At 63.8% G+C, this 21940-nt stretch carries 17 protein-coding genes and 1 tRNA gene; 9 read left to right on the plus strand and 9 right to left on the minus strand.

All coding sequences use genetic code 11. From position 1 onward, the window contains the following. Positions 1 to 97: 97 nt before the first annotated feature. Positions 98 to 1579 (minus strand): mannitol dehydrogenase family protein, encoded by a 1482-nt coding sequence (locus tag R5N89_RS05945; RefSeq protein ID WP_110568446.1) that lies wholly within the window; start codon positions 1577 to 1579, stop codon positions 98 to 100. A gap of 250 nt (positions 1580 to 1829) precedes the next feature. Between R5N89_RS05945 and R5N89_RS05950 the strand changes: the two genes are divergently transcribed. The 3 genes from R5N89_RS05950 to R5N89_RS05960 all read left to right on the plus strand — a co-directional run bounded on the left by R5N89_RS05950 (position 1830) and on the right by R5N89_RS05960 (position 5242). After that, positions 1830 to 3293 (plus strand): replicative DNA helicase, encoded by a 1464-nt coding sequence (locus R5N89_RS05950; RefSeq protein ID WP_354680705.1) that lies wholly within the window; start codon positions 1830 to 1832, stop codon positions 3291 to 3293. Positions 3294 to 3587: 294 nt separating this feature from the next. Continuing rightward, entirely contained in the window at positions 3588 to 5099 is a 1512-nt protein-coding gene (locus tag R5N89_RS05955) for a YifB family Mg chelatase-like AAA ATPase (RefSeq protein ID WP_110568204.1), read from the plus strand. A gap of 68 nt (positions 5100 to 5167) precedes the next feature. Beyond that, positions 5168 to 5242, plus strand: a tRNA-Val gene (locus R5N89_RS05960). Positions 5243 to 5402: 160 nt separating this feature from the next. Here the strand turns inward: R5N89_RS05960 and R5N89_RS05965 are convergent. The 3 genes from R5N89_RS05965 to R5N89_RS05975 all read right to left on the minus strand — a co-directional run bounded on the left by R5N89_RS05965 (position 5403) and on the right by R5N89_RS05975 (position 8781). Beyond that, positions 5403 to 5783: a hypothetical protein gene (locus tag R5N89_RS05965; protein WP_110568206.1), complete on the minus strand. Its 381-nt coding sequence runs from the start codon at positions 5781 to 5783 to the stop codon at positions 5403 to 5405. A gap of 110 nt (positions 5784 to 5893) precedes the next feature. Further along, positions 5894 to 7780, minus strand: coding sequence for a hypothetical protein (locus R5N89_RS05970; protein WP_110568448.1), 1887 nt, complete (start codon positions 7778 to 7780; stop codon positions 5894 to 5896). A gap of 41 nt (positions 7781 to 7821) precedes the next feature. Next, on the minus strand, positions 7822 to 8781 hold the full coding sequence (locus tag R5N89_RS05975; protein ID WP_110568208.1) for a mitochondrial fission ELM1 family protein: 960 nt from the start codon (positions 8779 to 8781) through the stop codon (positions 7822 to 7824). A 111-nt stretch (positions 8782 to 8892) separates the two neighbouring features. Between R5N89_RS05975 and R5N89_RS05980 the strand changes: the two genes are divergently transcribed. After that, positions 8893 to 10008, plus strand: a complete 1116-nt coding sequence (locus R5N89_RS05980; RefSeq protein WP_110568450.1) for a DEAD/DEAH box helicase — start codon at positions 8893 to 8895, stop codon at positions 10006 to 10008. Positions 10009 to 10170: 162 nt separating this feature from the next. After that, positions 10171 to 11196, plus strand: a complete 1026-nt coding sequence (locus tag R5N89_RS05985; protein ID WP_110568210.1) for a succinylglutamate desuccinylase/aspartoacylase family protein — start codon at positions 10171 to 10173, stop codon at positions 11194 to 11196. 43 nt (positions 11197 to 11239) lie between these two features. On the opposite strand, the gene glyA is transcribed toward R5N89_RS05985, so the two are convergent. Beyond that, positions 11240 to 12529, minus strand: coding sequence for a serine hydroxymethyltransferase (glyA, locus tag R5N89_RS05990; RefSeq protein WP_208624655.1), 1290 nt, complete (start codon positions 12527 to 12529; stop codon positions 11240 to 11242). A gap of 200 nt (positions 12530 to 12729) precedes the next feature. Between glyA and R5N89_RS05995 the strand changes: the two genes are divergently transcribed. From R5N89_RS05995 to R5N89_RS06005, 3 genes are all read left to right on the plus strand, one after another. Then, on the plus strand, positions 12730 to 14199 hold the full coding sequence (locus R5N89_RS05995; protein ID WP_167400845.1) for an amino acid permease: 1470 nt from the start codon (positions 12730 to 12732) through the stop codon (positions 14197 to 14199). Between the two features lie 80 nt (positions 14200 to 14279). Continuing rightward, a complete protein-coding gene (gene hemB / locus R5N89_RS06000; protein ID WP_110568213.1) occupies positions 14280 to 15272 on the plus strand; it encodes a porphobilinogen synthase in 993 nt (330 codons plus the stop codon). 145 nt (positions 15273 to 15417) lie between these two features. Continuing rightward, the gene (locus R5N89_RS06005; protein ID WP_110568216.1) at positions 15418 to 16230 is read left to right on the plus strand and encodes an arginyltransferase; all 813 of its coding nucleotides are present in this window, start codon (positions 15418 to 15420) and stop codon (positions 16228 to 16230) included. An 85-nt stretch (positions 16231 to 16315) separates the two neighbouring features. Here R5N89_RS06005 and parC read toward each other — a convergent pair whose 3' ends face one another. The 4 genes from parC to rpsB all read right to left on the minus strand — a co-directional run bounded on the left by parC (position 16316) and on the right by rpsB (position 21229). Then, complete coding sequence (gene parC / locus R5N89_RS06010; RefSeq protein ID WP_110568218.1) at positions 16316 to 18532, minus strand: DNA topoisomerase IV subunit A; 2217 nt, start codon at positions 18530 to 18532, stop codon at positions 16316 to 16318. 59 nt (positions 18533 to 18591) lie between these two features. After that, positions 18592 to 19383 carry a DNA repair protein RecO gene (recO, locus tag R5N89_RS06015; RefSeq protein WP_110568220.1) on the minus strand — a complete coding sequence of 264 codons (792 nt, stop codon included), beginning with the start codon at positions 19381 to 19383 and terminating at the stop codon, positions 18592 to 18594. A gap of 49 nt (positions 19384 to 19432) precedes the next feature. Continuing rightward, positions 19433 to 20338, minus strand: a complete 906-nt coding sequence (gene tsf, locus R5N89_RS06020; protein WP_110568222.1) for a translation elongation factor Ts — start codon at positions 20336 to 20338, stop codon at positions 19433 to 19435. A gap of 105 nt (positions 20339 to 20443) precedes the next feature. Further along, positions 20444 to 21229 (minus strand): 30S ribosomal protein S2, encoded by a 786-nt coding sequence (rpsB, locus tag R5N89_RS06025; protein ID WP_061271752.1) that lies wholly within the window; start codon positions 21227 to 21229, stop codon positions 20444 to 20446. Positions 21230 to 21502: 273 nt separating this feature from the next. Between rpsB and R5N89_RS06030 the strand changes: the two genes are divergently transcribed. Then, positions 21503 to 21934 (plus strand): OsmC family protein, encoded by a 432-nt coding sequence (locus R5N89_RS06030; protein ID WP_110568224.1) that lies wholly within the window; start codon positions 21503 to 21505, stop codon positions 21932 to 21934. The last annotated feature ends 6 nt before the right edge of the window (positions 21935 to 21940 follow it).

Consider the following 21940-nt stretch of genomic DNA (forward strand, 5'->3'; position numbering starts at 1 on the left):
AATAAGAAAACGTAGGACACGCCATCAGGTCAAGCCCAACTTTATGAACAAAACGTGTGTCTTAATATGTCAGGGGGTTAGATTTCCCCCTGAATATCTATTCCCCGGTAGATATAACCTCACGCAACGTAACCTGGGTTCCTCGGTCGCGAACTGACTGGCGCAGCGCCAGGTAGCGCTGCACGAAAACCGTGCTTTCCTGCAGATCCCAGCCTGCAAAGGCGGTCATGTCCAGCGCATCTTCAAGGTGTGTCGAGGCTGCCTTGACCCGGTCTTCATCGGTCAAATGGGGCTCGACCACATCATAGACCGTGCCTTTATCATCACGCCCGCGTAAATATTCCGCATAGCAGGCCACAACGAAGGCGATGCGCTCGACCGGGCGGCCATGGGCGATCACGCCCATGGCGGTGCTCTTGATGAACATGGACAGCTTGGAGGTGCTGTCAAAGGCAATGCGCAGCAGCTGGTCGCTGATCGCCTTGTTGCGGAAACGGTGCAGCAGCCGCCTGCCATAATCCCTCAGCGCCATGCCCGGGGGCGCGTGCAGCAGGGGCTCGGCATCGAAGGCCAGATACTGCTCAACCAGCGCGACCTCGTTCAGGTCGAGCATGATCTCGCTGACAAAGCGGTAGCCCGACAGTACGCCCGAAAGCCCGAGCAGCGAGTGCGAGGCATTGAGCATGTGCAGCTTCACCGCCTCATAGGGCTCGACATTATCGGTAAACTGCACGCCCACGGCATCGAGTTCCGGGCGCCCTGCGCAGAATTTGTCCTCGATGACCCACTGGATGAAATCCTCGCAGAAAACCGGAATACGGTCATCAAGCCCGCTTTCGGCATCAAGGCGCTTCACGTCCTCCGGGTGCACGGCAGGGGTGATGCGGTCCACCATGGTGCAGGGGAAGGTGACATTCTCCTCCATCCACTGCGCCAGCCCCGCATCACGCGCCCGCGCCCAGCCAAGGAAGGCCGCGCGCGCCACGTGGCCGTTCTGGGGCAGGTTGTCACACGACAGGATGGTGAACGGACCCGCGCCACTCTCGCGCCGCTGGCGCAGGGCCTCGGTCAGCAGGCCGAACACGGTGTGCGGCACGTCGCGCTTCAGGTCTTCGGCAATGACCGGGTGATCGAGGGGGAAGGCGCCATTTTCATCAACGTAATAACCGCCCTCGGTCACGGTCAGGCTGACAATGCGGATGGCAGGGTCGGCGAGGCGGGCGATGGTGGCGGCCCGGTTGGCGGGGGCGTACATATATTCCGTAATGGAGCCGATCACGTGCACCACGTTTGGCGCATCGGGCGCGCATTCGGTCAGGGAATACAGGCAGTCCTGCGCCGCCATGTCCTGTGCCTTGAGCGCCTCATGCGGGTTTTCCATCAGGCCGATGCCCAGCAGGCCCCAGTCCTGCTGGCCCGGGCGCGCCAGCACGCGGTCGATATAGACGGCCTGATGGGCACGATGAAAGTTGCCAACGCTGATATGCGCGATGCCGGGCGTTACCTTGCTGCGGTCATAGGCAGGCACCACGATCTCGGGCGGCAGGTGGGGCAGGGATGTATTGCTAAGTGGGGTCATGACCATATTCCACGGAAAAGATTTTTCGACGCCTAATCAGAAAAGACCCATGCGGCAACCCGCCCGCATGCGCGTGTGGCGCCTGCCTGCCTGCGGGGCATGGTCAAAAATCGCGCTACCCCGCCCATTGGCCCAAGGCCGGGTGGAAAACATGTTTTTTATTATGCCACGCAGGAGAGGGCAGCCTGCTGGCGCGGCCATGCATAATCATCTCTTCCGGCGCGGCCCCCTGATCGGATAGAAGGAAGGGGTGAATACCATCCAGAATCCTCCCTCCGCTGAGTCCCGCCAGCCGGACTCGCTGCTTGGCGCGCTGCTGACCAACAACAAGGCTTATGATCGCGTTTCCGACTTCCTGACCGGCGCCCATTTTGCCGATGAGATCAACGGGAAGATCTATGATGCGATTTCGCAGCATATCGAGGATGGCAAGCTGGCCGATCCGGTCACGCTGCGCATCTATTTCCAGAATACCGGCGTGCTCGATCCCGTAGGCGGCACGGCCTATCTCGCCAAGCTGCTGACATCGATGGTCGGCATCATCAACGCCGCTGACTATGGGCGCGTGATCCATGATGCCTGGATCCGCCGCCAGTTGATCGATATCGGGCAGGACGTGGTGAACAACGCCTTTGGCGCGCGCCCCGACCTTGATGGCCCCGACCAGATCGCCGCCAGCGAGGAGGCGCTGTTTCGCCTGGCCACCGAGAAAGGGCAGGATGGCGGCTTCCTGTCCTTTGACCGCGCTCTGGCCGATGCGGTCAAGATTGCCCAGCATGCCTTTGACCGCGATGGCGACGTGGTGGGCCTGACCACCGGCCTGCGTGATCTCGACAAGAAAACCGGCGGTCTGCATCCATCCGATCTGCTGATCCTGGCCGGGCGCCCCGCCATGGGCAAGACGGCGCTGGCCACCAAGATCGCGTTCTCCGCCGCGCGCTCGCTCATGCAGGCCGCGCGCGAGGCCGAGGATGACGCCAAGCCCAAGGGCTCGGTGGCCATCTTCTCGCTGGAAATGTCGGCCGAGCAGCTCGCCACCCGTATCCTGTCCGAGCAATCCAGCGTATCGGGCGAGAAAATCCGCCGTGGCGAACTGGTGCAGAAGGAATTCGACCGCTTTGTGCAGGTCAGCCGTGAACTGTCGCAACTGCCGCTGCATATTGACGATACGCCCGCCATTACGCTCTCGGCCATGCGCACGCGCTGCCGCAGGCTGGCGCGCACCAAGGGGCTGAGCCTTGTGGTGGTCGATTACCTGCAGCTTATGCGCCCCTCGGTCGGCACCAAGGCTGATAACCGCGTGCTCGAGATCTCCATGATCACGCAGGGGCTCAAGGCGCTGGCCAAGGAACTGTCGGTGCCGGTCATTGCGCTGTCACAGCTGTCGCGCCAGGTGGAGAGCAGGGAAGACAAGCGGCCGATGCTGTCGGACCTGCGTGAATCCGGTTCGATCGAGCAGGATGCCGATGCGGTGATGTTCGTCTATCGCGATCAGTACTACCTGCAGCAGCGCCAGCCCAAGGAAACCTCCTACGATTCCGTGGACAAGTACCAGACCGCGATGGAGGAGTGGCAGCGCAAGATGGACCTGGCCCATAACCGCGCCGAGCTGATTCTGGAAAAGCAGCGTCATGGCCCGACAGGGACGGTGAACCTGTTCTTCGAAGGTGAGTTCACGCGCTTTGGCGATCTGGACATGTTCCACGACGCTTAAGGGAAGGGTGAAAGTGATGCGCCGTGCCCGGGCGGCGCATCATCGTGGCACATCGGCCACATGCAGCACGGCATGGCTGGCTGGGACAGCAGCGTGCACAAAACCGCACAGCCAGAATGGGATGATGAAGGCAGACAGGTCAGGCACAGGCCCCCTCTTCCCCACGCATCTAAAAGTTTTATAAGAAATATTATGCCAACAAATTCGATGTGAAAGAAGGCCGGGCGCATGATCTGGCCAGTTTCGCCATGTTCCATAATGGTCAAGTTGCCCGCAATCCGGCATCATCCACACATGACTGATACGGCGCTCGCATCGATCTGCGGTTTTGCATTTTCCGGCATCGAGGCCGTTCCTGTCAAAGTCGAGGTCCAGCTTTCTGTTGGCCTGCCATCTTTCCTGATCGTGGGCCTGCCAGACAAGGCGATCAATGAATCGCGTGAGCGCGTGCGCGCGGCCCTGTCGGCCATGGGGCTTGCGCTGCCGGCCAAGCGCATCGTGGTCAACATGGTGCCTGCCAGCCTGATGAAGGAAGGATCGCATTTCGACCTGCCCATCGCTCTTGCCCTGCTTGTCGTCATGGGGTTGCTTTCGGGTGATATGGCGCAGCGTTATGCAGCCTTGGGCGAACTGTCGCTCGATGGTGGCGTCAACCCGGTCTGTGGCGTGTTGCCCGCCGCCATGACGGCGGCCAGCCTGTCGCTCGGGCTCATCTGCCCCGCAGCCCAGGGCGTCGAGGCCCGCTGGGCCAGTGAGGAGATGGATATCCTTGCTATCCGCTCCCTGCCCGAGCTGCTCAACCATTTCCGTGGCCAGCAGGTGATCGAGCCGGTCGAACTGCCCCCCATTGCGCCAGAAGACCTGGGCACCCTGCCCGACCTTGCTGATATCCGTGGCATGGAAACCGCCCGTCGCGCGCTGGAAATCGCCGCCGCAGGCCGCCATTCGCTGCTTATGGTCGGGCCGCCGGGTGCGGGCAAATCCATGCTGGCCGCCCGCCTGCCCGGCATCATGCCCGACCTGACTGCTGTTGAAATGCTGGAAATCAGCCGCATCCACAGTATTGGCGGCCTGCTGAAGGATGGCCAGCCCGTGCGCCGGCCGCCGTTCCGTGATCCGCATCATTCCTCCAGCCCCGCCGCCCTGAGCGGTGGCGGTGCGCGGGCGCGGCCTGGCGAGGTCAGCCTGGCGCATCGTGGCGTGCTGTTTTTGGATGAAATGCCCGAATTCGGTCGTTCGGCGCTCGAAGTACTGCGCCAGCCGATGGAAACCGGCAGCATTTCCATCGCCCGGGCTGCGGCCCATGTCACCTACCCTGCCCGCTTCCAGCTTATTGCCGCCATGAACCCGTGCAAATGCGGCTATCTGGGTGATGCGGCGCAGGAATGCCGTAAGGCGCCCCGCTGTGGCGAGGACTATCAGGGCCGCCTGTCCGGCCCGCTGCTCGATCGGCTGGATATGACCGTGCATGTCGAACCGATGCCCCTGAGCCGCATTGCCGAACTCAAGGGTGGCGAGGCCAGCGCCATCGTGGCGGCCCGCGTGCGCGAGGCTGTGGCCCGGCAGCAGGCCCGCCAGGGCGAAGCCCGTAATGCCGAGGCCTCGACCGATGATTTCCGCATAACCGCGCAGGCGCGTGATTTTGCCGTGCAGGCTGCTGAAAAGATGCGTCTTTCCGCCCGTGGCTTCACCCGCCTGCTCCGCGTGGGCCGCACCATAGCTGATCTGGGCGCGCAGCCCGATGTGGAACGCGGCCATATTGCCGAGGCCCTGGCCTACCGCTTCCGCCGTGCGGGTGGAAAATGACCCGAAAGCGATTTTTCCCTCTTGCGCCCCCCGCCTGGCTGGACTAAATAAGCCCCACCGAAGCGGATGGGTGCGTAGCTCAGCGGTAGAGCATCGCCTTCACACGGCGGGGGTCACAGGTTCAATCCCTGTCGCACCCACCATCCGGCCTAATCCCTTACAATATAAGCGTAAAAACTGCATTGCAGCAGCCCATCACAATGGGTCTGACGCATGCGGCGCATTGCTGTGCGGTCGGTTGGCCGTTCATGCCAGCCTCTGGCGGCCTCCCCCGAAAATAAAAGCTTTCAAAAACAGAGCGTCCTACGGCACGTCGCCCAACGCATCCCGGCATTTGACGTAGGACAGTTTGTCCTGAAACAGGAACAGCACGTAGTAATCCAGCGTGCGACGGCGCTTGCGGGTGGGATTGGTGTAGAACGGAAAGACATCAAACGGCCCGTCATACCCTTCCGGCACGGGCTCGCGTTCGGTTATGCAGCGCACCCTGAACAGCGGCGCATAGACAGTAGCGTCCGCTTCCGTGCGCCGGACATGAAACAGGTTGCGGCGGAACTTGCGCAGCCGCTCGGGCAGGACAAAGATCATGTTCTGCTCAAGAAAATTCTGCGGCGGGTTACGGTCGCGCAGATATTTCATGTCCTGTGGCATGTCACAGAAGAAATTGGTGTCCTGTACGATCATGGTGCGGTCGGTCTTCCTCCATGCCGGTCATGGCCGGTTCATTGCATACGGGCCGGTCAGGCAGGCATAAGCCTCACACCTGCCCGTCGTCACCCGGCATGACGGCCTGCTCAGAACCCGAACATATGGTCGATTGAAAACCGTCCGTCTCCGGTCCTGCGGCCATGATAGCCAAACAGGCGGCAGGTTGTGTCACGGATGATGACATAAGCCCCCTCACCCGCAATTTCCAGCGCGGGCCGCCCGAATACCTCATGCGGAGAGATTTCGCACGAACCGGATTGGGGAATGGCGAGGTGTTCCTGAGCCATGACCGCGCCATGTGCCGCATGGAGCGAAAGCTGCGTATCGGATACCGCATGCCACGGCCCGGATGCCGGATAGATCAGCGTGCAGAAACTGTAGGGTTCATGCACCGCCGCTGTCAGGAACAGCCGTGTGGACAGCCCCGGCGGTGGCCCGGCATAGGATTGTGGTTCCCCGCGATAGGTCATGGCGGTGTTGAAGATATGCGCGCCAAAGCTGGTCTCGGCCACATGGCCGCTCAGGCGGTCCTCGTAGCGGATCAGGGCATGCAGCCAGCCATCAGCCCGGCCGCCTTCGCGAAAGTCATAGACGAGTTCGGCATGCCCTGCCCCGCCTGCAAGCGCGCCCGCATCAAGCACGCTGGCATGGTCGCGCCCCAGATTGCCCATGAACTGCGTGGCCCCGGCCTGTCCGTGTTGGTCGAAGCAATCCACGCGCACGGGTAGGCTTGTCAGGCTTTCGGCCATGGGCGCGGGCACGACCAGCGTGCGGTAACGCTCGGGGTCGGGCACGGGGAAAGGTAGCAGATACCCCCGCCCGAAAAAACGCGGGTCCAGTTCTGCAATGCCGGGATCGGGCTGGAGGTCGGCGCGCTGCACGTTGAGGTGCGCGATACGGGTGCGCGCCCCCCGCGTCACCTCATAGCGCGGGCGCACCACATAGCCACCCGCGCGGAATTCAACCTGCGCGGGCCAGGCCAGATCGGGCAGCATGTCGCGCATATGCACCGCCAGCGTCTGGTACGGGGCCAGCGTCTGGTCAATGGCGACCTGTTCATCGCATCCCATGCGGTTCAGCGTCATGGCGCCAGCGGGAATGGTCAGGTCGTGGCTGTTCTGTACCCACAGCACCACGTCCTCGCCCGGTGTGGGAGCTGGCAGGTTGGCGTAGCGGTTGGCGGGCCAGGCATTGGCGTCGTGCGTGACCGACAGGCTGGCATTCGCCCCCTTGCCCCGTGTTTCCAGCGCATATTTCACCACGTCATGGCCCGCGATGCCGATGGCGTGGATAAACAGCTGGCCGGTAAACTCTGGCAGGTCGAAGCGCTGGCGGATCTCGGCGCTATCGAGAATGATGGCCTGCTCCCCCTTCGACACGGAGTGTTGCCATGTGTGCAGCACGGCACCGTTTTCATCGAACAGCCGCAGCCACAGCCTGACCTCGCGCGCACCATAGCGGGCCCAGTAATTGGCGGTGACCAGACGGGTGGAGAATTCCTCCGTTTCGCGGAAGAAAGCGAAATTGGTGCCGAAGTTGAGCCGGTCAAGATAGTGATGCCCCACCGAGAGCATATCCTGCGGCAGGCGTATCGACGCCAGCGTGTGCAGCGTGCCGCCGGGGGGCATGAGGGCCGCCAGACGGTTTTCCATGATGCCGGAGGCAAAATCCAGCGCCCACACGGTCGTGGCCGTGCTTGCGGGCAGATCGGCCAGCGCGCGCAGCGCCTGCCCGCGACAGTGCTGCCCCACTTTGAGCGAATCATGGGTGTACAGCCCCGCAATCCGCAGGGGTATGGGCAGCAGGGGCAGAATGGTTTCGACCATGCCGTGCGGGTCATAGATCGCGACAGGACCGGATTCGGCCAGTTCGCGGTTCAGAATGGCCAGTTTTTCAGCGGCGAGCGGATGGGTCAGGGCCCGGTAGGCCATGTTGCCGCCAGTGCGCGGGTCAAAGGTGCGAATGCCAAGCATGGGTGCCGTCTTGTTCCACTTCGGTGCGGGCGGGAGGGTCATCAGGCTACGGGCGGCAGGCCACAGTAATGCCGCACGGCCTGCGCCGCCAGTTCGGTATCATCAAGGGGCATGACCTCCCATGTTTCCAGCCGCCCGGCAAAGGGGCGGATGCGGCCAGCCTGTTCCAGTTCACGTAAAAAATGCCCGATGCGCCGTGACCGGCCCGGCAACGCCGCCACCATGACCGGTACGGACGTCGCCACCGCCTCTGATACCATGGAAACGCTATCCATCGTCACCACGATCGCATCGGCGCAGGCCAGCAGGCCAAGATAGGGGTTGGGCCCGGTCTGGTCCCACACCCATGCATCGGGGCCTGCAAGGGCGCGTTGCAGTTCATGGCACACGGCAGGGTCGGTGCGGCGCGAGGGCGTGAGCGCAATGCCCACGCGGTCACGCCGCATCATGGCCGCCAGTTCGCCTGCCAAAGCTGCGCCTTCTGCCGGGCCAAGGCGGAAGCGCCCGTTGCCGCCTCCTACCAGCACCGACACCAGCGGGCGTGGCAGATGTGCCAGACGGGGTAGCCATTCCTCCCGCGCCTGCGCCAGCAGCGCCGGGGTGACACCATGCAGCGCGGTGCGCGTAAGCACGACATTGGGGCCACGCAGCCGGTCATGGTGGTTGGCAATGACCAGATCGAACCGCGCGGGTGAAAGGCGCGGATTCTGCACCTGTATCACGCAGGCCCCTTCCCGCTTCAGCGCCGCTCCCACCGCGCCGCCGCTGCCGCCTATGCTGATGACCGGGTGGTCGCGATACGTATCGGGCAGGCCAAGCGGGCTGATGGCGCGCAGGGGCGCGGGCCACCAGGCGGCGGGCATGTGCCGCCACAGGCCGCGTGGCGCCAGGGCGTGCAGTTCGGGCGCAAGACCCGCGCGCCGGGCCAGACCAAAGGTTTGCGAACGCATGCCCGCAAGGTCTGGCGCGATAACGGTTGCGGGGCGTAAGGGGGCTTGCATGCCTCCATCTGGCGGGACATGGGGCAGGCCGTCAATGCCCTGCCCCTTTTGTCGCGGGCTTACCCGCGCTATGGGGCAGCAATGAGCGAGACAGAACCGACATTTTCCGGCATGGGGCTTGATGGCCGCGTGGTGGCAGCACTGACCCGCATGGGCCTGCACCAACCTTCCGCGATCCAGAACGCGGTCATCCCCCCCATCATGGCGGGCCGGGACGTGGAGGCCCTTGCCAGCACCGGCAGCGGCAAGACCATCGCCTTCGCCGCCCCGCTCCTGTCCGCGCTGATGCAGGGCGATGGCGCGGAGGACAGCGCCGATAACAGCCGCGTGCGCTGCCTGATCCTTTCGCCCACGCGCGAACTGGCGGGCCAGACGGCGGGCGTGCTGCGTGGCCTTGCCCGTGGCAGCGGCCTGCGTGCGCTGCAGGCTACCGGCGGCACGGCGCGCGTGGCGCAGGCCAGGACGCTGGCCGAGGGAATCGCCATCGTGGTCGGCACGCCGGGGCGGGTGATCGATCTTGCGCGTGGGGGCGAACTGGACCTGTCCACCATCACGCAGTTCGTGCTTGATGAGGCCGACCGCATGCTCGACCCCAATTTTGCCGAGGACATGCTGGCCCTTGCCTCAGCCCTGCCGCCACGCCACCAGACGCTGCTCTTCTCGGCCACCATGCCGCCCGCCATGGCCGAACTGGCCGCCCGCCTGCTGCACAAGCCCGTGCGCGTGAGCATGGAGGCCGAACAGGCTCCTGCGCCCCGCATCGCGCAATATGCCATTTTCGTGCCGATGCGCCACAAGGCGGAGGCAACACTGGCCTGCCTGCGGCAGTATGGCATGCAGCGCGTGATGATTTTCGTACGCACGCGACAGGAGGCGGATGCCATTGCCCGCGCGGTCTCGGCGCTTACGCCCGCCGTTGCCATCCATGGCGATCATTCACAGGCCCGGCGCGAGCGCATGCTGCGTGATTTCCGCCAGGGCCGCGTGGGCGTGCTGGTGGCGACCGACGTCATGGCGCGTGGAATCGATATTGACGACATCGCCCTTGTCATCAACCACGATATTCCCACCCCTGCCGAAGCCTATGTGCACCGCATCGGCCGCACGGCGCGCGCGGGCCGGCGCGGCATGGCCGTGGCCCTGTGCGCGCCAGAGGAACGGCAGGCGCTGAAGGACATTGAACGCCTGACCGGACAGCGTATCCGTATCGCAACACTGCCCGAGTAAGCCTGCATGCCGTCATGCATTTGTCATGCCCGGGGTGTTGTGGTGGCCTTGCCGTGGCAGGCGGGCGGGATAAACTGCTGGCATGATGAACTACGATGTCATGCATGTTTCTGGCCTGCGCCGTGATGGGGCCAGCCCGCGCCACGGCGGGCTGCACGGCGCATGACATGCGGGCCGGATGAAACGCCGCTGCCGGTGCGCGTAACGCGCCCCACACCGTTTCTTGACCGCCTGCCCCCACCCGTCCAGCCCCTGCCCCGATGGCGTGTTGACCTCTCGCCACCTGACATCACGCCATGGCGGAAAGGCAATTGCGGCATACCCGGCGTCATGCATTACGAGGGGCGCAGGCCGGGGCCGCATATCGTGTGCGTCAGCCTGATCCACGGCAATGAGTTCTCGGGCGCCATCGTGCTCGACCGCCTGCTGCGCGCGCGCATCCGCCCACGCTCGGGCCGCCTGTCCTTCATATTCGCCAACCCCGAGGCGATGGATCTTTTCGACCCGCGTGACCCCGTAAGGGCACGCTGCGTGGATGAGGACATGAACCGCGTCTGGTCGCCCGCCACGCTGGCAGGTTGCCGCGCGGCGCATGAACTCGACCGCGCGCGGATGCTTCTGCCCGTTATCCTGACGGCGGACAGGCTGCTCGACCTGCATTCCATGTTGTGGCCGGGCGATCCGCTGGTGCTGTCCGGGCTGTCGGCACAGGGGCGGCAGATGGCGCGACGGGTTGACGGCGTGGGAACGACAGTTGCCGATCAGGGGCACCGGAGCGGCTGCAGGCTGATCGACCATCCCCGCTTCAGCGATGACGGCCCTGCTGCCGCCTGCCTGCTCGAAGCCGGGCAGCACTGGCATGAAAGCACGGTTGCCCGCGCCATGCAGGCTGTCATGTCCCTGATCGGGCCGTGCTGCGGCCTGTCGGTGCCCGCGACGGGCACGCCTGAACTGCAACACGATATGGTGGTGACAGATGTGGTGACGGCGCGCACGGGCGCGTTCCGTTTCGTGGCCCCGTTCCGCGGCGGGCATGTCCTGCCCACGCGGGGCACGCTTGTCGCGCATGACGGGCGTGACGAAATCCGCACGCCCTATGACCGGTGCATGCTGGTCATGCCCAATCTGCGCCCCGCGCGCGGGCATACGGCGGTGCGCTTCGCCCGGGCCGCCAGCGGCGCGGCGTAAGGCCCGCCCCGGCAAGGTTGCCAGGGCGGGCGTGCCTCATTGCTCAGGCGTAGATGGGGAAGCGGGCACACAGCGCCTTGACGCGCGCATGCACGGCCTGCTCCGTCTTCTCGCAGCCTTCCTCGCCCGGTGTCCTGGCAAGGGCGGTCAGCACTTCATCGATCATCAGGCCGATTTCATGGAACTCGGCCGCGCCAAAGCCACGCGCGGTAGCCGCCGGGCTGCCCAGGCGGATGCCCGAGGTGATGGCGGGCTTCTCGGGGTCGAAGGGAATGGCGTTCTTGTTGGCGGTAATGCCCGCGCGCTCGAGCGCACGCTCGGCGGCACGGCCCGTAACTCCCTTGGGGCGCAGGTCAACAAGGATCAGGTGGCAGTCGGTGCCGCCGGTCACGATGTCAAAGCCAGCCTTGACCAGTGTCTCGGCCAGAACGCGGGCATTGCTGGCCACGGCCTGCTGATAGGTCTTGAAGTCGGGGCGCAGCGCCTCGCCAAACGCCACTGCCTTGCCCGCGATGACATGCATGAGCGGACCGCCCTGCAGGCCGGGGAACACGGCGGAGTTGATCTTCTTGGCCAGGTCGGCGTCGTTGGTCAGGATCAGGCCGCCACGCGGGCCGCGCAGGGTCTTGTGCGTGGTCGAGGTCACGACATGCGCATGCGGCACCGGCGAGGGATACAGGCCAGCGGCCACAAGGCCCGCGAAATGCGCCATGTCCACCATCAGGTAGGCCCCCACCTCATCGGCAATGGCGCGGAAGCGGGCGAAGTCGATGGTGCGCGGATAGGCGGAGCCGCCGGCCACGATCAGCTTCGGCTTCTCGGCGCGGGCCAGGCGCTCCATTTCCTCGTAGTCAAGCAGGCCGTCCTGCTTGCGCACGCCATACTGCACGGCGTTGAACCACTTGCCCGAGTAGTTGGGGGCCGCGCCATGCGTCAGGTGGCCACCGGCGGCAAGGCTCATGCCCATCACGGTATCGCCCGGCTTGACCATGGCCATGAACGCCGCCTGGTTGGCGTTGGCGCCGGAATGGGGCTGCACGTTGGCGAATTCGGCGCCGAACATCTTCTTCACGCGTTCGATGGCCAGGGTCTCGACCTTGTCCACTTCCACGCAGCCGCCATAATAGCGGCGACCGGGATAACCCTCGGCATACTTGTTGGTCAGGACGCTGCCCTGGGCGGCCATGACGGCGGCCGAGACCATGTTCTCGCTGGCGATCAGTTCGATCCCGTCGCGCTGACGCACCAGTTCCGCATCGATCATGGCGGCGACATCGGGGTCGGCTTCGGTCAGGGGGGCGCGGAAAAACTGCTTGAGGTCACTCTGGCTGATAGGGTCCGACACCGGTATGGTTCTCCATCAAATTATCGTCTGTCATTTCCGGCTGGGCAAACGGACATGACACCTATGGGGACAGGCCTGCTATGTGCGCCATATCATAGCGTTTAGACAACGCCAAAATGACCGGGAGAGGCTGATTTGACCGTTGTTCGACCCCATGCACCCACCTGCGGCACGACAGGCGTGGCCCCATGAGCACAGACATCAGGCGCGCCCTGCTGCGCAGGCTGCCCGTAGGCGCCCCATTGCCCGACGCGGGGCTGAAACGTGTTCTGGGCGTTGGCAGCCTGCTTACTTTAGGTGTGGGGGGCACCATCGGGGCGGGCCTGTTCTCGCTGACCGGCATCGCTGCGGGCGATAATGCCGGACCTGCGGTGATCGTGTCATTCGCGGTGGCGGCCATCGCCTGCGCCTTCGCCGGGCTGTGCTACGGCGAGCTTGCGGGCATGATCCCCTCGGCGGGGAGTGCCTATGTCTATGCCTATGCCGCGCTGGGTGAACTGGCGGGGTGGATCATCGGCTGGGATCTGGTGCTGGAATATACGGTTGGCGCTTCTGCCGTATCGGTCAGCTGGGCGCGGTACATGCGCTCGCTGCTGGAGGGATGGGGCATTCATATCGATCCCCGCTTCATGGCCTCGCCATTCGAGGTGGTGGGCATGGTGGATGGCCAGCCCGTGCATGGTCTGGCCAACCTGCCTGCCGTGTTCATTATTTTCGCGCTCTCCGCCCTGCTCATGCGCGGCATTTCCGAATCCGCGCGGCTGAACGGCGTGATCGTGGTGGTCAAGCTGGTCATCATCGCCGCCGTAATCGGCTTTGGCCTGCCCTATATCAATACCGCGAATTACACGCCCTTCATTCCCCCCAACACGGGTGAATTCGGGCATTACGGGGTGTCGGGCATCATGCGCGCGGCAGGGCTGGTCTTCTTTGCCTATCTGGGGTTTGACGCGATCTCTACCGTAGCGCAGGAAACCCGCAATCCCGGCCGCGCCATGCCCATCGGGCTGATGGGCACGCTGGCCATCTGCACGCTGGTCTATATCAGCTTCTCGTTCGTGCTGACGGGGCTGGTCAATTACCGCGACCTTGCAGGTGACGCCGCCCCCGTGGCCACTGCCATCGACCAGACCCCCTTTGTCTGGCTCAAGGCTGCCGTCAAGGTGGGGGTGATATGCGGGTTCCTGTCGGTCATGCTGCTCATGCTGCTGGGGCAGAGCCGGGTGTTCTTCGCCATGGCGCGCGACGGGCTGCTGCCGCCCATGTTTGGCCGCACCCATAAACGCTGGGGCACGCCAGTTGCCTGCCACCTGTTCTTCATGGTGGTGACCGGAATCATGGCTGCCTTCCTGCCCATTACGCAACTGGCCAACATGACCTCGATCGGCACGCTGCTGGCCTTTGTCATCGTGTGCGTGGGCGTGATGGTGCTGCGTGTGCGTGAAGCTGACCGCCCGCGCGTGTTTCGCGTGCCCGGCGGCATGGTCGTGCCCATTGCAGGCATTATCAGTTGCCTGGTGGTCATGGTCTCGCTCGATGGACTGACCTGGCTGCGGCTGGTGGTGTGGCTGGCCATCGGGCTGGTGATCTACGGGTTGTATGGCATGCGGCACAGCAGGCTGGGCCGGGACATGCCTGCCATGCATGACCGGGCGTAAGTGTTACCGCATCATCATTTGGCACAGCGTGCCGGGCGGATCATAGTCAGGCTCTCTTTACCTCACTGGAGTTGGATTGGATGAGCATCGGTCAGTTTCCCCATGTAAGGCTGCGGCGTAACCGGCATGACCGGTTTACCCGCAGGCTGGTTAGTGAAAACACGCTCTCGACCGATAACCTGATCTGGCCGATTTTTGTGACCGAGGGCGCCAATTCCGTCACTGACGTGGCCTCCATGCCCGGCGTACAGCGTGTCAGCCTTGACAGGCTGGCAGCCCATGTTGAGCCTGCGGCAAAGCTCGACATCCCTGCCCTTGCCCTGTTTCCCATCACGCCCACCACCCTGCGTGACGAGGCCGGGACCGAGGCCACCAACCCCGACAACCTGATGTGCCGGGCCGCCCGCCTGCTGAAAAAGGAATTCCCTGAAATCGGCCTGATCGGCGATGTGGCGCTCGACCCCTATACCAGCCACGGCCATGACGGGCTGATCGAGGATGGCTATGTGGTCAACGACCCCTCGGTGGAAATCCTTGCTACGCAGGCGGTCAACCAGGCTGCGGCGGGCATCGATATCATCGCTCCGTCCGACATGATGGACGGGCGCATCGGCTCCATCCGCACCGCGCTTGACGGCAGCGGGCTGGTCAATACCCGCATCATGTCCTACGCCGCCAAGTATGCCAGCGCCTTTTACGGCCCCTTCCGCGATGCGCTGGGCTCGGGCGGCTTGCTGACGGGTGACAAGAAAACCTACCAGATGGACCCCGCCAATAGCGATGAAGCCCTGCGCGAAGTGGCGCAGGACCTGCGCGAAGGGGCCGACATGGTGATGGTCAAGCCCGGCATGCCGTATCTGGACGTGATCGAGCGCGTGCGGCGGGAATTCGCGGTGCCGACCTTCGCCTATCAGGTCTCGGGTGAATACGCGATGCTGATGGCCGCTATACAGAACGGCTGGCTCGACCGTGACCGCGTGATACTGGAAAGCCTGATGTCCTTCCGCCGCGCGGGCGCCAATGGCGTGCTGACCTATTTCGCGCTTGATGCCGCCCGCCTGCTGCGTGCCTGATCGGGCCTGAAAACGCCCTTTTGGCCACCGCCGGATAGTTGATGCCTGCAACCGGGAAGATATGATAACCGTATAAGCATACGGGCAGTCTTTCTTTCCGGTTTGCAGGGCTGCCTTTTTCCGTTTTCCGGCTGGTGAAGAGCGCATGACCTACACATCGCCACGGCATCCACAGCTGTTCTATACCACCGCCCCCATGCCCTGCCCCTACCTGCCGGGGCGCATGGAGCGCAAGGTCGTGACCGAAATCGGCGGCCCCGAGGCCGTTCCGTTCCATAACCGGCTGTCACGCGCGGGGTTCAGGCGCAGCCACACCATTGCCTATGCCCCCGTATGCGCCAACTGCACCGCCTGCACGCCCATCCGTGTGCCGGTAGCCCGCTTTACGCCCAGCCGTACGCAGCGCCGCGTGCTCGGGCGCAATGGTGGGCTGTGCAGCGCGCGTGTGCCACCCCATGCCACGCCCGAGCAGTTCAACCTGTTCAGCGCCTATCAGGCCACCCGGCATGATGGAGGCGACATGGCCTCCATGACCTTCCCCGATTATCGCGCCATGATCGAGGACACGACGGTCGAGACCTTCATGATCGAGTTCCGTGATGCGGCGGGCCGTCTGGTCTGCGTGGCGCTCGTCGACCAGCTGGATGATGGGCTGTCCGCCGTTTACGATTTTTTTGATCCCGACCTGCCTTCGCATTCGCTAGGCACGTTCGCGGTGCTGCACCTGATCGAATATACCCGCACGCTTGGCCTGCCCTATCTGTATCTGGGCTACTGGATCAGCGAGAGCCACAAGATGGCCTACAAGGCCCGCTTCCGCCCCGCCCAGATCATGACGCGCGGCGTATGGCACGACCTTGACCTGAGCCAGCCTGATGCCGGGCAGCAGCAGCGCGACAGCGCCTTCCTGCCCGATGACCTGTTCCATCCGCCGCAACCAGATCTTGATAAAGAGTAAAAGTTTCTGAACGCCGCCTGTTTTCACAAAGGCGGCGTTCGCTGAAGCTTTTTGAAAAAAGCTTCACCAAAAACTTCTCTTTTTTTCAGTTCTTTGGCTTGCGGGTGGCCCAGACGGGGGCCTGTTTGCCAGTATCGGCACGCTTGCCAACATATTCCTTTACATCAGCAAAGGAGCGGGTGCGGTTGGGGTCTGGCCAGGGCAGGCCTGTAGCGGCTGTAAACACCACCGCATCGCGCAGGCCGCCTTCCTTGTATTTTTGCAAGATCACGCCAAGGCCACGCGTCATTTCCGGCAACTGCTCTAGCGGGAAGACCAGCATGCGCTTGTTCTGCCCCAGCACCAGCACATGATTGCCGCCTGCGGGTGCGCAGACCAGTGCGCTTTCGTTTTCCTTCAGGTTCAGGATCTGCTTGCCGGTGCGCTTTTCCGCCGTCATGGCCGATTCCGCCACGACAAGGCCGCGCCCGGCACTTGAGGCCAGCAGGCGCTTGCGGCTGTCATCAACCGGGAACATCGTGATGATGTCTTCATCATTCGACAGGTCGATCAGCAGGCGCAGCGGCTGGCCATCGCCGCGGCCACGCGGCAGGTCGGCCACGCGCAGCGTAAAGGCGCGGCCATCGGTGGCGAATACGCACAGCCGGTCATTGCTGTGGCATTCCACCGCCATGCCCGGCCCGTCGCCTTCCTTGAACTTGAGGGCCTGCGGGTCCTGCCCGTGGCCGCGCACGGTGCGGATCCAGCCCTTCTGCGACAGGATGACCGTCAGCGGATCACGCTCGACCGGCAGGGCCGCTTCCACATCGATCTCGGGCGGCGGTTCGGCCAGCGTGCTGCGCCGGGCGCCGAGCGCGCCACTGCCAAAGTTCTTCTGGATATCCTTGATTTCAGCTGCAATGCGCTTCCACCGCAGTCCTTCCTGCGCCAGCAGGTCCTGCAGGGATTGCTTTTCCGCGCTCAGCTTGGCGTGCTCGGCGCGGATTTCCATTTCCTCAAGCCGGCGGAGGCTGCGCAGGCGCATGTTGAGCACGGAGTCAGCCTGCAGTTCGGTCAGGCTGAAGGTGGCCATGAGCGCCGCCTTCGCATCATCCTCCTCGCGCACGATGCGGATGACTTCATCAAGGTTGAGATAGACCGCAAGGAAGCCATCAAGAATTTCAAGCCGCCGGTTGACCGCCTGCAGCCGATTGGTGCTGCGGCGCAGCAGCACGTCGTGGCGGTGGTCGAGCCAAGCCTGCAGCACCTCTTTCAGGCTGCGCACGCCGGGCACCTGATCGGCGCCGAGCACATTCATGTTCAGGCCAAAGCGGCTTTCGAGCTGGGTGGCGCGGAACAGTGTTTCCATCAGCACGGCTGGTTCGATGCCGCGTGACTTTGGCTCGAGCACCAGGCGGATGTCGGTCGTGCTTTCATCACGGATATCGGCCAGAAGCGGGAGCTTTTTGAGCTCCATCAAATCGGCCACCTGCTCGATCAGGCGTGATTTCTGCACCTGATACGGGATCTCGGTCACCACGATCTGCCACGTGCCGAACCGGCCCTGCTCCACCTCCCATTTCGAGCGGATGCGGAAGGAACCGCGCCCCGTCTCGTACGCGCGGGCGATGGCGTCACGATCCTCGACAATGGCCCCGCCGGTGGGAAAGTCTGGTCCCGGCATATGTTCGAGCAGGTCGCGCGTGGTGGTGGAGGGCTTGCGGATCAGCGCAAGGGCTGCTGAACAGATCTCGCCCACATTATGCGGCGGGATGGAGGTTGCCATGCCCACGGCAATGCCTGCCGCGCCATTGGCCAGCAGGTTGGGGAAAGCGGCAGGCAGCACGACCGGCTCCTGCTCCTCGCCATCATAGGTGGGGCGGAAATCGACGCTGTCCTCGTCAATGCCTTCAAGCAGGGCCTTGGCCACGGCGGTCAGGCGGGATTCGGTGTATCGCATGGCGGCGGCGTTATCGCCGTCGATCGAGCCGAAATTGCCCTGCCCTTCCACCAGCGGGTAGCGCACGGCAAAATCCTGCGCCAGCCGCACCAGCGCCTCATAAACCGAGGCATCGCCATGCGGATGGTATTTACCGATCACGTCACCCACCACGCGGGCGCATTTCTTGAACCCTGCCGTGGGGTCAAGCTTGAGCTGCTGCATGGCGTAAATCATGCGTCGGTGCACGGGCTTCAGCCCGTCACGCACATCGGGCAGCGAGCGCGACATGATGGTCGACATGGCATAGGCAAGGTAGCGCTGGCTTAGCGCATCGGCCAGCTTGGTATCTTCAATATGGCCGACTGTTGGGTCCACAGGCATGCAATCTTCCTCCCGCAGGTGAACAGATAGCGAAACTTTACGGTTTGTCCAATGGTGTATCAGCCCGGCGGGGCCAGTGTTTCATCCGCGGCTGTATCTGGCGGCGCTATATCGGCCGCGCGCGCGATCAGGTCGAGCAGCCTGAAGCGTGCTTCGGGCACCGGGCGATGGCGCTGGCCAAACGCATCGCGTTGCAGGAAATGCCCGGTCAGGCGCAGGCCATCGTACCAGTCCTGCGGGGTGCCGATTTCATCACGATGCAGCACGAAACCCGGCAGCGGCAGCAGGCGCTGGCGCCATTCCCCTGCCCGTGCGTCTGATACCGCGCGCCCCGTGCGGGGCGAGACCCAGCGCAGGTCATCAGCAGGGCCACCAAGGGCGCAGTGGCCCAGATCAAGGCCAAAGCCAAGATCAGAAAGCAGCATCAGTTCCCAGCGCACGATTTCGGGCATGGCCCCGGCCACCGCCCATTGCGGGTCGAGGCTGATCCGGGCCAGCAGGCTGGCCAGTCCCTGAAAAATGGCGGGGTGCGGCTCGCGCTCGGGCAGGCACCCATCGGCCAGTGCGCACAACGAGGCCAGCATGGCCAGCGGCAGTGGCTCATCGAGGATGCGCGCGGCCGAGGCATGCACCACCTCGGCCGATATGTTGCCCAGCTGCTCGGACAGGCGCGCCACCCAGCGCGCGCACACCAGGTTGCCGGTCTGCCAGACCGCGCGCCCCCGGCTTGATGAACCGCCACGCGCCAGGCCGTGATAGAGACCATGCTCACTGGTGAGCACATGCACGATGGCGCTGCCCTCGCCATAGGGTGCGGCAGAAAGCACAAGGGCGGGTGCCTCCCATTCCATCAGGAAGCCCCCGCCCTTGTTAAAAGAAAACCGGAAACCGGCAACGTGATCAGTTGCCGGCAGCCTTCGCCACTTCAGCGGCAAAGTCGTTGTCTTCTTTCTCGATGCCTTCGCCGAGCTGGAAGCGTTCGAAGCCTGTCAGCTTGGCGCCAGCCTTCTCAACGATCTTGCGCACGCGGCTTTCGCCATCATGCACCCAGACCTGCTCCAGCAGCACCACTTCTTCGTAGAACTTGCGGATGCGGCCTTCGACCATCTTCTCGATGATGGCATCGGGCTTGCCCGAAGCCTTGGCCTGCTCGATCAGCACCGCGCGCTCACGCTCGAGCGACTGCGGGTCAACGCTGTCAACATCCAGCGCTGCCGGGCGGGTGGCGGCGACATGCATGCCGATGCGACGGCCCAGGTCTTCGAGCGCTTCGCTAGCGGAAGGCGCTTCAACAGCGGCCAGAACGCCAATCTTGCCCAGGCCGGGGTTGACCGCGCCATGCACGTAGGTGGCGACCACGCCCGAGGGCACGCTCAGCACGCGCGCGCGGCGGATGGACATGTTCTCGCCAATGGTGGCGATCAGGTGCGTCAGTTCATCGGCCACGGTGCGGCCGCTTTTCAGCACGGCGCCCTTGAGCTTTTCCAGATCATCGCCCACGCTCAGGGCGGCATGCGCCACTTCGGACACGAAGTTCTGGAAATGCTCGTTGCGGGCAACGAAGTCGGTCTCGGCGTTGATCTCGACCATGGCGGCCTTCAGATCGGTCTGCGCCACGCCAACCAGGCCCTCAGCCGTAACGCGGCCGGACTTCTTGGCAGCAGCCGAAAGGCCCTTCTTGCGCAGCCAGTCGATCGCGCCCTCGATGTCGCCTTCGGCTTCGTTGAGGGCCTTCTTGCAGTCCATCATGCCCGCGCCGGTCTTCTCGCGAAGTTCCTTGACGAGCGCTGCGGTAATTTGCGCCATTATGCTGATACTCCATCACGACAGGCGCACGCCCCGCAAGCCGGCGGGGCGTGTCCTTGCTGTGTCAGTTGCGCCAGCGGGGCAAAGCCCCGCCAGCGCCCGTTTTCATTCCGCGCTAGCGGCGGCTTCCGTCACGGCCGTTTCCACGGCGGGGTCAACCGGCAGTTCCTCGGACGCGCCGAAGTCTTCGCCCGATGCGCCCAGCTCGGCGGAGATGCCATCGAGCACGGCGGACGAAACCAGCTCGCAATACAGCGCGATGGCGCGGATGGCGTCGTCATTGCCCGGGATCGGGAAGGTCACGCCACGCGGGTCGGAGTTGCTGTCCAGAACGGCCACAACCGGGATACCCAGCTTGTTGGCTTCTTCAACCGCCAGCTTTTCCTTGTTTGTGTCGATCACGAACAGGATGTCCGGCAGGCCGCCCATTTCCTTGATGCCGCCGAGCGAACGCTCAAGCTTCTCACGGTCGCGGGTGATGTCCAGGACTTCCTTCTTGGTCAGGCCCTGGGTGCCGTTTTCCAGCATCTCGTCAATGCCGCGCAGGCGCTTGATCGAACCGGTGATGGTTTTCCAGTTCGTCAGCATGCCGCCGAGCCAGCGGTGGTTGACGTAATACTGGCCGCAACGCTTGGCGGCTTCGGCCACCTGGTCGGCAGCGGCGCGCTTGGTGCCCACGAACAGCACGCGGCCACCACCGGCCACGGTGTCACGGATCGCCTTGAGCGCACGGTCCAGCATGGGAACGGTCTGCTGCAGGTCGATGATGTGGACCTGGTTGCGCACGCCGAACAGGTACGGCGCCATGCGCGGGTTCCAGCGGCGGGTGTGGTGACCGAAGTGCACGCCAGCTTCGAGCAGCTGGCGCATGGTGAATTCAGGCATCGCCATGTCGGCTAAATCCTTGTGTCTGGTTTATCCTCCGTGAAGCACGCCCTGTATTGCAAGGACACCAGAGGTCTCGGCTTCACGTGCGAATTGGCCCCAACGTGGGACCGTGGCGGGATATGGCCGTTTTGGGCGCATATTGCAAGACCCAACAGGCAGCGAATGCATCGTGATGCAACTTTGGGATCACGGGCCGGTTGCCCAATGCGAGGGATAACCGTCACCCCCGGGTGCCGGATGCGCCCGTACCGCAACTGCATAAAGGACTGAACCGCAATGGCGATTACCAAATTTGCGACGGCTCACTGGTCAGGCGGCCTGAAGGACGGCAAGGGCGAAATCTCGACCCAGAGCGGCGTGCTCAAAAACCAGCCCTACGGCTTCAACACCCGCTTTGAGGACAAGCCCGGCACCAACCCCGAGGAACTGCTTGGCGCTGCCCACGCGGCATGCTTCGCCATGGCGCTTTCGGGCATTCTGGGTAGCGTGGGGCTTACGGCGAAGTCGCTCGATGCAAAATCCGAGATCGTGCTCGACAAGCAGGGCGAAGGCTTTGCCATCACCCATGCGAAACTGACGCTGGAAGCCGAGATTCCGGGCGCTGACGAAGCCCGGTTCAAGGAGCTGGCCGAGAAGGCAAAGGCAGGCTGCCCGGTTTCCAAGCTTTTCAACGCGACCATCACACTGGACGCGAAGCTGAAAAGTTGAACCAGG

It is taken from the genome of Komagataeibacter sucrofermentans DSM 15973 (genome assembly GCF_040581405.1).
GTDB classification, from domain to species: domain Bacteria; phylum Pseudomonadota; class Alphaproteobacteria; order Acetobacterales; family Acetobacteraceae; genus Komagataeibacter; species Komagataeibacter sucrofermentans.